The organism is Mariniflexile soesokkakense (genome assembly GCF_039650365.1).
Lineage (GTDB): Bacteria > Bacteroidota > Bacteroidia > Flavobacteriales > Flavobacteriaceae > Mariniflexile > Mariniflexile soesokkakense.
Genome location: NZ_JAZHYP010000002.1, coordinates 593626 through 607153, shown reverse-complemented (window position 1 = coordinate 607153; position 13528 = coordinate 593626). Strand labels below are relative to the sequence as shown.

Genomic DNA, 13528 nt, shown 5'->3' with positions numbered 1-13528 from the left:
ACCTGCGTTTATTTTACTTTAAATGTTGATTCTCTAATTATAAGTGACCCTTTTATTTCTATGGTTTTATGCATGACGATGTCTGTGTCACTTTCTATTTCTTCTATTAAATACTTAACAGCAGTTTTGCCTAGCGTTTCTCCAGGTTGGTCTACGGTTGTTAATGAAGGCTCAATAATAGTTGAATTTAAATTGTTACTAAAACCAACAACAGCAATTTCTTCAGGTATTTTAATGTTAAATTTTTTTAATGTTTGAATCACTCCAATAGCGGCATAATCAGTAATGGCAAATATGGCATCTGGTCTGTTTTTAAGACTTAATAATAAATTGGTCATACGTTTACCTTGCTGTTGCGAAATATCATCAACACTAATAATAATTTTTTCGTCTACTTCTATATTGTGCTCTTTTAGTGCTTTTAAATAACCCGTGTATCTTTTTTCAGAATTATAAGAGAACTCCCGTTCTTTTATAATCGCAATTCTTTTTTTACCAATATTAATAAGGTGCTCTACAACATTAAATGCAGCTTCTTCATCATTAGTAATTATTTGAGTACATGGAACTTTATTGGAGACTTTATCAAAAAGAATTATGGGTAGTTTGTTAAAAACAGGTAAAATACTATCAACATTTTTTGTCATTTTTGTAAGCGAGGCTAAAATGCCGTCAACACCAAATTGAGTCAGGGTATTTAACATTTCGGTTTGTTTTAAAACATCGTTATTAGATTCTGAAATAATAACTCTGTAGCCTCTAAGTGAGGCTTCTTCTAAAATACCCTTTAAAATAGTGCTATGAAAATAGTGGGTGATGTTGGGTACAAGGACCCCTAAAATATTTGATTTGCTTTTTCTAAACCCTTTTGCGAAAATATTAGGAACGTAGTTCATAGACTGCGCTAATTTTTTTACGCTATCCTTAGTTTCAGTACTTATATCAGGATGATCATTTAGAGCTCTGGAAACGGTTGATACAGAAACATTTAGAATTTTGGCTAATTTTTTTAATGTAGTAACCCCTTTTTTCATCGGTTTTTAGATTTTATGTTAAAATAAATAACATCGCAAACGTTTTCGCAAACGTTTGCATGCAAATATCACAAAAAAAAGTCATATATTTTATGTATATTGGAATAAATTTGACAAATAATTAACTAATTCTAAATAAAATGAAAAAAACTATTTTAACATTTTTATGCCTGTTTAGCTTTACTGCAATATTTTCGCAAACGGAAATATCAGGAACCGTTAAAGACAATTCAGGTGTCCCGATTACAGGAGCCAACGTCCTATTAATAGGAAGTACTTCTGGAGCTACATCAGATTTTGATGGAAATTTTAGTTTTACAGCGAATCTTTCTGGAGCGCAAAAATTGCAAATCTCCTATTTAGGGTACGAAACCAAAGTGCAAGCTGTAAACGTAAGTGGATCTGCAATTAAAGTACAGATTGTTTTACAAGAAGGTGGAAATGCTTTAGATGAGGTGGTGCTTACTGCAACATCTACGTTTAGATCGCAAAAGGAATCACCAAATTCGATTTCGTCTTTAAAAGCACAAGAATTAACACGTTTGAATGCGAATAGTCAAGCAGATATTGTTGCTTCCATTCCAGGTATTGTTGCCGATGGTGGTGGTGGAGAAGCCGCGACTAACATTTTTGTTAGGGGATTGCCTTCTGGTGGTCAAAACGACTTTTCGCCTATTCAATATGATGGATTAACTTTAGCTGGTTACGGATTAAGTTCTACAGCTGGAGATGTTTATGCAAAGGTTGACCAAGGTGTAAAAGGCGTGGAGTTTGTGCGTGGTGGTTCATCAATTTTATATGGTGCAGGTTCTACTGCGGGTGTAATGAACTACATTTCAAAAACGGGTGATACTAATGATGAAAATATCATAAACCTGGAAGTAGCCGATAAAGGAAGAGTAAAAACAGAGTTTTATACTGGAGGTAAAGTTGGAAGCGACGATTCTAATACGTATTATGCTTTGTCAGGTTGGGTTCGTAAAGATGATGGGCCTTTAGATTTTGGACTTCCTTCTAAAGGATTTCAATTTAGAGGTAACTTGAAAAAGAAATTTGATAACGGGTCATTTACATTATATACTCAATTTATTGATGATAAAGCGCAATTCCTTTTAGGTCTTCCATTAGATGGAGATTCAAGAGAGCGTATTACAGGAAATGATGGTAAAACAGTTTATCAATTAAACTCTTCACATGTAAGAAATATTAGTTTTTTAACACCTGCTGGAGAATACCGAAGCCCAATTGGGGATGGAGTACATACAAAAGGTTTCTATGTTCAGGGGGATTTTAATTATGATTTAGGAAATGACTGGAAAATTAAATCGAAAGTTAAGGTTTCTGATTATGTAAATGATTTTGGATTGTATGTAGCAGCTAATGGTACAGTGAATGCGCCGGCTTCGTTAAGCGATTATTTAGCTAAGTATGGTTATGCAGGTGCTACTAATATAAATGCTTCTTATATGGGCGGTACTGCCCTTGGAGCAAATGATAGAATTATCGACAATTTAAATGTAGATAGAAACAGACCTATTACAGATTTAACCGGAGAGTTTAGTGTTACTAAAAAATTAGCTGGAGATAAAGTAGAACATAACATTACTGCAGGAACCTATTTAACGTCTTCTGAAGGAGAAGATAATAACTGGCAATTTTCAACATTATCAGCATTTAATAATGCGCCACAATTGGTAAATCTTTCGTTTACTGATGCAGGAGGTAATAACGTGATTTTATCACAAAACGGATTGACCAGAAGAATTGGGCAAACAGCTGCTACTTTTCTTACCCAAGATAGAACAGCATTTTATTTTACAGATGAGATGATTCTGGATAAATGGCGTATTGATGTTGGTTTTAGAATTGAAAATCAAAAAGCTAGTAGAGAAATTGGATCTACTGCAACTAAACAAGTATATACAGACGCAGGCTTAACTCCTGCCTTACAAAATGTTGGATATGCAACTGGTGCTTATAGAAGAGCAGAAGTTAGTACTACCGGTTTTGCTGCGTCATTAGCTGCGCTTTATAAAATTAACGATAAATTGAATGCTTACGCCAATGCATCTAAAGGGTATTTCTTTCCTTTAGCTAGAAGTATTAATGTTATTAGTAATGGTGTAATTGCTGGAGATTATAAACCAGAAAACATCTATCAAGTTGAAACTGGTTTAAAATATGCAAATAGTAAATTCTCTGGAACTTTTGCTGGTTACTATACAACGCTTGTTGATAGAGTTGCTATTCAAAGGTTAAATTATGGAGGAAGTATAGGAACTGTTGACGGAATTAAAACGGTTCAAAACACACGTACTATTGGTATGGAAGCTTCATGGGATTGGGAATTTGCTGATAATTTATCTTTCAACGGAAATTTCACTTATCAAGGTCATGAGCTTACATCTGACGAAAGAACTGTACTGCAATCAGGTACTGTTGATGGTAATGTATTAGTGGAAGGTACCGTAACTAACGGAGCTAATGTAGGAAAACAATTAAGAAGACAGCCTACAACTTTATCAACGTTGCGTTTAGATTACGATAATAAAAAGTTTGATGCTTTTGCATCAGCAAATATTAGAGGAGCTCAATTTAATGATGATGCAAATTTAGTGGAGCTTGATGGATTTACAGTTCTAAGAATAGGAGCTGGTTATACAATAGGTTTTGAGGATAGTAAAAATTTAAGACTAGGATTCTCTATTTACAATTTAGGTGACAGTCAAGGTTTGTCAGAAGGAGATCCAAGAGCTTTTACGCAATCAACAACTACAGATTATTTTGTTGGTCGTCCTATATTACCAAGACGTGCATTTTTTAATGCAACATTTACTTTTTAAGCATTAATAAGTTTAGTTTAGTTTAGTTTGAGAGCTCATCACTTACCGCTAAGTGTAGGTGATGGGTTTTTTAAACCTAATTATACTCTAATATATAATCAAGAAATTGATTAATAGCAGCTCATCACTTACTGTTAAGTGTAAGTGGTGAGTTTATTTTAAATTGAAAACAATACATTAAAAAACAAAACAACATGAAACTTACTATAGCACTTTGTCACTTTAGAGTAGGAGAAACCGATGGTGTTTCTTTAGAAATGGATAAATGGAAACTGGTACTTGAAAAACTTGGTCATACCGTTTTTTACATTGCAGGATCTACAGGTGTTTTAAAGAATGTTGAAATTATTAAAGAATTACATTATAATGATGCCACTAATAATAAGGTGGTAGAAAATGCCTATGTTAAATTTCATTCGTATAAAAACGAAGAGGAATTTAAAAAGGAAATAGAAAGGGAAGCAAAATCAATTGAAACAAAACTAATTGAAATCATTAAAGACAAAAAAATTGACCTGTTAATGGTTAATAATATGTTTTCTTTAGGCTGGAACTTGTCTGCTGGTTTAGGTTTTTCAAACGCCATAAAAAATTCTGATGTGAAATGTTTATGTCATCATCACGATTTTCATTGGGAAAGAGAAAAATACAGCCACCCAACCTGTTCTTTTGTTCAAGATCATTTGAATACTATATTTCCTCCGGTTCATCCAAGAATTAAACATGTTGTAATTAATAACATTGCTAAAAACGAATTATTTAAACGCAGAGGGATTGAAAGTACGGTTGTTCCTAACGTTTTTGAGTTCGATAACAACTGGGTTGTAGACGATTATAATCAGGATTTTAGAGCGTCATTCGGTATTAAAAAGAACGATTTAATCATTTTACAGGCAACCAGAATTGTAGCAAGAAAAGGTATAGAATTAGCGCTGGATTTTGTTGCAGAATTAAATGCCAATAAACAAAAATTAATTGGAAAGAAGTTATACAACAATCAAGTTTTTGAAGCCGATAGCAGCATCGTTTTTTTAATGGTTGGCTTAAATGAAGACGACCCGTATTTCGAAAAAATCATGAAATATGCCCAATCAAAACAAATTAATATTAAATGGGTGAATCAATTTGTGGATCACGAAAGGCATCAAACCAATGCTAAGAAAATATACTCCTTATGGGATTGTTATGCCAATTGCGACATTGTTACATACACCAGTCTTTTAGAAGGTTGGGGTAACCAGTTTATTGAAGCTCTGGTAGCCAAAAAAATAGTGATTAGCTATCAATACCCTGTTTTTGTGCAAGATATTTTGCAACTTAAATTTAACACAGTCGATTTAGGAGATACTCATACATTAAAAAAGGATGGATTAGCAGCTGTTTCACCAGAAATCATAGCCAATGCATCAAATAAGACCATCGATTTAATAACCGACCAATCAAAATACGCTCAAGTAGTAAATGAAAATTATACGATTGGGAAACAAAATTTATCCTTAGATGCCCTTGAGGTTTTATTAAAATCAATATTGAAAAATGAAAAGTAAGGCAATACAAATACTAAATGATAACTGGAGAGACGGTTATTCGGTTCCTAGCAAAAATTTATATCCATATCAATGGCTTTGGGATTCGGGTTTTATTGCCATCGGGTTTGCTTATTATGACATGGATAAAGCCGAAAAGGAGATAGAAACGCTCTTAGACGCACAATGGGAAAACGGATTTATTCCGCACATTGTATTCCATAAAATTAGCGATAGTTATTTTCCCGGACCAAATTTTCATAGGGCAGATTTACACCCATTATCAAATAAAAAATATCCATCAACGGGGATGACACAACCTCCTGTAACGGGTTTTACAATTGAAAAAATTTATGAAATTTCAAAAGACAAAAAAGCGTCTCTAAATTTCATTAAACGAACTATAGATAAAGTTTTCAAAAACCACGAGTATTTCTATTATAACAGAGACCCTAAAAATGAAGGACTGGTTTATATTTATCATAATTGGGAATCTGGCACAGACAATTCGCCTTTATGGGATAGTATTTTTGAAACCATGAATCCGCCGGTTTACACTTTTGAAAGAAGAGATACTTCGCATGTAAACCCAGAAGAACGCCCAACGCAAAGAGAATACGATCACTATTTGCACATTATAGATATAGCGAAAAGTTATAATTATGATGACGCTAAAATTGCTGAACATTCACCTTTTTTAGTTCAAGACCCGTTATTTAATGCGATGTTAATAAAATCGAACAAAGCATTAATTAATTTGTACCAATTAATAGGTGGTAATGAATCTAAAATAGAGCAATTAAAAAGTTGGAATGCAAAAAGTATCGCATCCTTTAATTCTAAATTGTACAACAAGAAATTAAAAGCCTATGTACATTACGATTTAAGAAATGAAAGGCCAATTAAATTGGTAAGTTCGTCTTCATTTTCACCATTATACGCAGGAATTCCAACGAAAGAACAAGCTGCAGAGTTAATTGAAACCATGACTTCAAAATTTGGAGGCGATTCTATGTATTTATTGGCATCGTTCGACCCAACCAGCGAAAAATTCAATCCTAAAAAATATTGGAGAGGTCCTGTTTGGATAAATTTAAACTGGATACTTTATTATGGCTTACAGGATTATGGCTATAATGATTTAGCACAACAGATAAAATCAGACAGCATTGAAATATTAGATAAAGTAGGGTTCTACGAATATTTCGACGCAAGAAAATCTGAATACAAAAAAGACAGTAAAGGCTATGGTGGTGGCGATTTTTCTTGGAGTGCCGCTTTATACCTCGATTTGATAAATAATTAATAATCTTTTAAAAACACAATATGAACTGGTTAGATTTTACAATTGTTATAGTATACTTAGTTGGCTTTTTAGGCTTAGGCTACTTTTTTAAAGAAAACAAAAATGCTAAGGATTATTTTCTAGGTGGACAAAGTATGGGTTGGTTTCCATTAAGTTTATCTACAATGGCAACGCAATTATCGGCCATTAGTTTTATTTCAGCTCCAGCGTTTGTAGGGTTAGCCCAAAATGGTGGTATGAAATGGTTAACCTTCGAGTTAGCAGTGCCTTTAGCGATGATTGGGATTATGGTATTAATAATTCCACCGCTGTATAGAGCTAATATTGTGAGTGTTTATGAATTTGCAGAGCGACGATTTTCAGTGTCAACACGTATAATTTTAAGCATCGTTTTTCAAATAGCACGTTCGTTATCTACCGGAGTCGCTGTTTTTGCCATCGCCATGATTTTACAGGCGATTTTAAATATTAGTTTTCATTATACCATTGCTTTAATAATTGTGATAACCATTGCGTATTCTTATATGGGTGGTATGAAAGCGGTTGTATGGGGTGATGCCATACAAATGATAATTTTATTTTTAGGCCTTTTAATATGTCTTATATATGGGTGGCAAGCATTAGGGAGCCATCCGGAATTTACTGGCTTTGATGCGGGTAGATTGCAGATTATTGATTTTCCTAATCTTGGTGTTTCTGGAGATGAGTACGGCTTTTGGCCAATGGTTTTAGGTGGTTTGTTTTTGTATTTATCATATTACGGCACAGATCAAACACAAGCGCAACGTTTACTTTCTGCTAAAAATGAAAGTACTATTAAAAAATTATTAATGGCAAATGGATTATTGCGTTTTCCAGTAGTTTTAGTGTATTGTATAATGGGACTAATTATTGGAGGGTTGGTAGCAGTTGTTCCAGAGTTTTCAACAGAAATTGCTGCCATGACACAAACACATTACCCAGAGTTTTATGCTGCAAGTGGTGTTAAACCAGATTTAATGATTCCGGTATTTATCATCAAATATTTACCTCATGGATTAATAGGGATTTTAATTGTTGGTATATTATCGGCAGCCATGTCATCATTAAGTTCTACAATTAATTCGTTAGGAGCCGTAACCGTTGAAGATATTTTTAATAGAGGCACTAAAAAATTAGACGACCAGACTTACATGAAATACTCAAAACTGTCAATTATTTTTTGGGGAGTAGTTTGTATAGGAGCGGCTTATTTATTTGGGAATAGCGAAGGCACTGTAATCGAATTAATCAATATCATTTCATCGCAATTTAATGGTCCTATTTTGGCAACTTTTGTAATTGCTATTTTAATTAAACGTGTTAACCATATAGGAATGAATGCGGGACTTATTGGAGGTGTCATCATCAACATATTAATTAAAATAAATTTTGATAATATATTTTGGATTTGGTTTAACCTTACAGGCTTCATTTTAACCTTAGTAATTGCACTTGTGGTAAGTGAGTTTATCAAAACCAAACCAAGAGAAACTTTTAACTTAGAATTTAATGTGCAACGAAAAGATATTTTCTCAAAAGAAGTGTACATATTGGCAGGGTTTTTCGTGGCCATTGTGTTGTTCAGTTTAGCGCTTCCTGGTATGTTATCTTAAATTTAAATGTTTGCGTAGAAAGTCATTATTAATTTCGAAATCCAATAATTATGAATAAAAAATTAGATAAAAACAAAACAATAGACACATTAAAAGGTCTGTATGGAGATGAAGCTAACGGAATTTACTTGGGTATAGAGAATCTAATTGAAAAATATCAATCAAAAATTAAAAATGAGGTTCAGCCATTAAATGAAAAAGACGCCATCTTAATAACGTATGGTGACAATGTGCAACAAGAAGGTGTTCCTCACTTAAAAACTTTGAAGAAATTTGTAGACACCTATTGTTTACCCGAAATTAATTCTACACATATATTACCTTGTTTTCCATATACCAGTGATGATGGATTTTCGGTGACTGATTATTATGAAATAGACCCGGATTTAGGGACTTGGAAAGAAATTGGAGAACTGGCAGAAACCAGCAGTTTAATGTTTGATGCTGTGGTTAATCATATGTCGAAATCATCACAATGGTTTCAGTCGTATTTAGCACAAGAAGAAGATTATAAAGATTATTTTATTGCTGTTAATCCCGAAATAGATTTATCAAAAGTTGTTAGGCCTCGTGCATTGCCACTTTTATCACCTTTCAAATTAAAAAATGGTGAAGAAAAACATATTTGGACCACGTTTAGTGAAGACCAAGTAGATTTGAATTTTGAATCACCTAAGGTGTTTTTGGCCATTCTTGACGTATTGCTGCATTATACCGCAAAAGGCGCTAAGTTTATTCGATTAGATGCCATCGCTTTTTTATGGAAGGAAATTGGCACCAATTGTATCCATTTAGAACAAACGCATACTATAATAAAATTGTATAAAGAAGTGATTCAAACGCTTACTTCAAACTTATATTTAATTACAGAAACCAACGTACCTCATAAAGAGAATATATCGTATTTTGGAAATGGGGAAGATGAAGCAGATTTAGTTTACAACTTTACACTGGCCCCGTTGTTGGTGTATTCTGTAATGAAAGAAGATGTAGCCATTTTAACCAATTGGGCATCGTCTTTACAAATGCCAAGCAACAAGGTTTGTTTTTTTAATTTCACCGCAAGTCACGATGGTTTAGGAATGCGACCTTTACAGGGCATTATTCCAGATAGTGAAATTCTGGATTTGGCTAAACGTGCAGAAAAACATGGCGGACAAGTAGGTTATAAAAACAATGAAGATGGTTCGCAATCGCCGTACGAATTAAATTGTAACTACTTGGATTTATTAAGTGATTCCAATGAAAGTGACGACAACCGTGTGGCAAAAATGATGATAACACAATCTTTAATGGTTGCCTTTCCTGGTGTTCCCGGAATCTATTTTCATTCGTTAGTAGGCTCTAGAAATTATTATAAAGGTGTTGAAGAATCGGGTATTAAACGAAGAATTAATAGAGAAAAACTTAATTTCAATAGTTTAGAAAAGGAACTAAATGAAAAAGATTCTTTAAGAAATCGTATTTATTCATCTTATAAAAAAATATTAAGTGTTCGTTCCAATCAAAAGGCGTTTAATCCATTTGGAGAAGCAACTTATGCGAAACTAGCTAATGATAAAGTGTTTGTGATAAAACGTGTATATGAAAACGATACCATTTATGCAATTTATAACTTTAGCTCTGCTTCTCAAAACATAAAGTCACTTTCAAATACCGTGTTCGATTTGTTTGCTAACAAAGATATTAAGGAAGATACATGGAAGCTTAAACCATTAAGTTTTTATTGGCTTAAAGTTAAATAAGATAGACACATGAAAATTGTATTATCACCCGATAAATTTAAAAACTCGTTAACAGGCATGGCGTTTTGTAATGCTGTTGAAGAAGGCATTAAGTCTGTTATCTTTAATGTTGAAATTGTAAAATTACCGTTGGCAGATGGTGGTGATGGTACTATTGAAGTAGTAGATTTTTATCTGAAAGGAAAAACAATATATGTTGAAGTGAACAATCCTTTCTTTCTACCTGTAAAAGCTTCCTATTTATATTCAGAAGATTCAAAAACAGCATTTATTGAAATGGCTGAAGCGTCTGGAGTAAAATTGCTTAATTTGGAGCAGTTTGATTGTAAAAACGCCACAACATTAGGGACTGGAGAAATGATTGTTGACGCGATTAATAAGGGTGCTTCAAAAATTATTTTAGGAATTGGTGGTAGTGCCACCAACGATTGTGGTATAGGAATGGCAACAGCATTAGGATATAGGTTTTTAGATAAAAACGGTAAGGAGGTAAAACCCATTGGCGCCAATTTATCTAACATTTCGGAGATTGATGTAACAAATGTAAATCCTAAACTTGCTGAAGTGTCTTTTGAAATAGCTTGCGATGTTACCAATCCGTTATATGGCAAAGAAGGAGCAGCATATGTTTATGGACCACAAAAAGGAGCAACAGAAGCCGATGTAAAATTACTTGACAAAGGTCTTCAGGATTTTTCTAAAATCTTGAATGTTGTTTTTAATGTAGATGCGCAATCCGTACAAGGTGCTGGTGCAGCAGGCGGTATGGGAATTGCCTCAAAGGTATTTCTAAATGGCAAATTAGAACAGGGTATCCAACTCGTTAAAAATTTAGCACAGTTTGATTCTAAACTTGATAATGCAGACTGGATTATTACTGGCGAAGGTAAGTTGGATGTTCAAACGTTTTCTGGTAAAACCATTAAGGGTGTGATGACTTCTGCGAAAACGAAACAAATAAAAGTAGCAGCTTTTTGTGGTATGATAGATTTAGAGGAAAGTGACATTAACAACTTTGGAATTAATTACGCAGATGCTGTTTTAAATTATTCCAAAGACTTAAATGACGCCATGAAAAACAGCTATAACTATGTGAAAATAATGGCTGAAAAATTTGCTAAAACAATAGCTTAAGATTTCTTATCCGGATTTAATAAAATAGCGTACACTTGAATGCCAAAACCTACAAGCACAAGCATAGGAGCTAACCTGATGCGTCTCCAACTAAATATTTCAGGGTTGAAAACATTCGGGTCGTCACTACCACCGCCAGACATTAAAATAAAGCCTAATGCAATACACGCTAAACCAATAAACATGAATTTATAGTTTTTCTTTCCGAATATAAAAACTGATTTCGAAGCTTCTTTTTGTTTTTGTTCTCCCATGATTTTCTTTCGTAGATTAGTTTTATGCAAAATAACAGTTTTATTTAAAACAATAGAGTTAATGAAACTGTAATTTATAATTTCAAAAACCCAATACCTAATAATACAATGCATCGGTTTTTAAATTTAAAAAGCGTTGTGTGGCAATGTGTGTGCTTATCCATGTAATTATAATGCCCAATGCAAATACAATGGCGAAAAGCAGCACAATTAAAATTGGTGTGTTAAGCAGCCCAAGTTCTGGGAATGTTTTGTTGATGTAATACAACACAATTGCCATACCTATTAGGGCTATTATGGCACCAACAATGCCTAAACGAATGCTTTTCCAAACAAACGGGCGACGAATAAATTGTTTAGTGGCACCTACCATTTGCATGGTTTTTATTGTGAAGCGTTTTGAGTAAACGGCTAATCGGATAGAACTGTTTATTAGTAAAACGGCAATTAGAGTGAAAATACCGCTTATAACCAATACCCAAAAACTTATTTTTTTAACGTTTTCGTTCATCAAGTTTACCAAATCGTTATCGTAGGTTACCTCGTCTACAAAGTTTTTTGAGGTGGCTTCTTCTGATATTTTTTCTAGGTGCTCTGAAGTTACAAAATCGGCTTTTAAGTGTACATCTATCGAGTTTTGTAATGGGTTGTAGCCTACAAAATCCATAAAATCTTCACCGTTTTCAGCTTTTAAAAATTCGGCAGCTTGTTCTTTTGAAACGTATTCAATGCTTTTTACATAATCGGCCATTGCTAAACTTTTTTCAAGTTGTTTAATTTCAACTTCTTTGGCTGTTTCTTTTAGGTAGATAGTAACCACCACTTGTTCTTTAAAATGGTCGGATACTTTTTTAGCATTTAAAACCAGCATGCCCAATAAACCCAATAAAAATAACACCAATGCAATGCTCAGTACTACTGAAAAGTATGAGGAGATAAGTCGGCGTTTTTGGTCTTTTTCAAAAGATGAACTCATAGAAGTATAGGATTAACGGTGTAAAAATAGTAAAGTATTCTATTATGCTAAGTATTACAACGTTTAAAGTTTCAAGATTGTTTTATTTAAGTTTATAATACTTAATTTTTTTGTGGTTTACTTATTATATAAACACCAGCAGCTACTAATATGCAGCATAGTATTTTAATTAAGTTAATATCTTGCCCGTATTGGCTTTGCATAAAAACATAAGCCAGTACACTAACCAAAATAAAACTAACCACGGGTTGCAAATACACATAACTACTTGTTACAGAAGGGGAAACGTGGTTTAGAGAATAAATATTAAATAAGTAAGCAAAAAAGGTGGTAAACAAAACTACATAGCCAATAGTTAAATACGTACTAGCGGTAAAAGCTTCAAAATCGGTGTTTAAAAACTCTGAAATTCCAAAAGGAAATACGTAAAGAAACCCAAATAAAAATATCCAACTGGCCACAGTAATGGCATGATATTTTTTCATTAAAGTTTTTGCCAATACAAGATACAACCCGTAGCTGCAAGCATTTAATAAAACAAACAAATTGCCTAAAAATGAACTTGTTCCAATGGTTTTATTACCATATAAAATTAAAAATATGGCGCCAATACCAGCCAAAATAATTCCGATTACTTTGTTTTTGGTAACACGTTCTTTTAAAATAATGAAGCTAAAAATTAAAACCAAAACAGGTGTTGCCGTTTGAATGATGGATGCATCAATTGGTGATGTTAAATTAATACCGTGAAAAAACAAGAGTTGGTTTGCGGCACCTCCAAACAAACCACAAAGTGCCAACATTAAAAAATCTTTCTTTTCAACTTTTTCTTTAACAAATAGTAGTTTGATGGCCCAAAAAAGTAGCATGCAACAAGAAAGTCTAATAAAAACAAAGGCAGTTGGGTTAATTTTATTAGGCATAATGCCTTTTGCAATGATGTAGTTGGCACCATAAATTACGTTGGCGCCTAACAGAGCCAAATGGGCTTTGGTAGTATCTTTTATCAAATCCAAATGATGTTTAAGCGGCGAAATTACAAATTGCATTTTAAACAAAACCTTAAATGGCTGTTA

The 13528-nt window shown here is 33.3% G+C and carries 10 protein-coding genes; 6 read left to right on the top strand and 4 right to left on the bottom strand.

The window, feature by feature from the left end; all coding sequences use genetic code 11:
* Positions 1–8 precede the first annotated feature (8 nt).
* Entirely contained in the window at positions 9–1034 is a 1026-nt protein-coding gene (locus VP395_RS06375) for a LacI family DNA-binding transcriptional regulator (RefSeq protein WP_346240916.1), read from the bottom strand.
* A 140-nt stretch (positions 1035–1174) separates the two neighbouring features.
* Here VP395_RS06375 and VP395_RS06370 point away from each other — a divergent pair, with 140 nt between their 5' ends.
* The 6 genes from VP395_RS06370 to VP395_RS06345 all read left to right on the top strand — a co-directional run bounded on the left by VP395_RS06370 (position 1175) and on the right by VP395_RS06345 (position 11222).
* Positions 1175–3877: a TonB-dependent receptor domain-containing protein gene (locus tag VP395_RS06370; RefSeq protein WP_346240915.1), complete on the top strand. Its 2703-nt coding sequence runs from the start codon at positions 1175–1177 to the stop codon at positions 3875–3877.
* 194 nt (positions 3878–4071) lie between these two features.
* The gene (locus VP395_RS06365; RefSeq protein ID WP_346240914.1) at positions 4072–5424 is read left to right on the top strand and encodes a glycosyltransferase; all 1353 of its coding nucleotides are present in this window, start codon (positions 4072–4074) and stop codon (positions 5422–5424) included.
* On the top strand, positions 5414–6709 hold the full coding sequence (locus VP395_RS06360) for an MGH1-like glycoside hydrolase domain-containing protein (protein WP_346240913.1): 1296 nt from the start codon (positions 5414–5416) through the stop codon (positions 6707–6709). Before VP395_RS06365 ends, VP395_RS06360 begins: the two co-directional genes overlap by 11 nt.
* A gap of 20 nt (positions 6710–6729) precedes the next feature.
* The gene (locus VP395_RS06355) at positions 6730–8343 is read left to right on the top strand and encodes a sodium:solute symporter family transporter (protein WP_346240912.1); all 1614 of its coding nucleotides are present in this window, start codon (positions 6730–6732) and stop codon (positions 8341–8343) included.
* 50 nt (positions 8344–8393) lie between these two features.
* Positions 8394–10088 carry an alpha-amylase family glycosyl hydrolase gene (locus VP395_RS06350; protein WP_346240911.1) on the top strand — a complete coding sequence of 565 codons (1695 nt, stop codon included), beginning with the start codon at positions 8394–8396 and terminating at the stop codon, positions 10086–10088.
* A 9-nt stretch (positions 10089–10097) separates the two neighbouring features.
* Positions 10098–11222, top strand: coding sequence for a glycerate kinase (locus VP395_RS06345; protein WP_346240910.1), 1125 nt, complete (start codon positions 10098–10100; stop codon positions 11220–11222).
* Here the strand turns inward: VP395_RS06345 and VP395_RS06340 are convergent.
* The 3 genes from VP395_RS06340 to VP395_RS06330 all read right to left on the bottom strand — a co-directional run bounded on the left by VP395_RS06340 (position 11219) and on the right by VP395_RS06330 (position 13501).
* A complete protein-coding gene (locus VP395_RS06340) occupies positions 11219–11476 on the bottom strand; it encodes a DUF3098 domain-containing protein (protein WP_346240909.1) in 258 nt (85 codons plus the stop codon). The genes VP395_RS06345 and VP395_RS06340 overlap by 4 nt on opposite strands.
* Positions 11477–11573: 97 nt before the next feature.
* A complete protein-coding gene (locus VP395_RS06335) occupies positions 11574–12452 on the bottom strand; it encodes a cell division protein FtsX (protein ID WP_346240908.1) in 879 nt (292 codons plus the stop codon).
* Positions 12453–12553: 101 nt separating this feature from the next.
* Positions 12554–13501, bottom strand: a complete 948-nt coding sequence (locus tag VP395_RS06330; protein WP_346240907.1) for a DMT family transporter — start codon at positions 13499–13501, stop codon at positions 12554–12556.
* Positions 13502–13528: the final 27 nt, after the last annotated feature.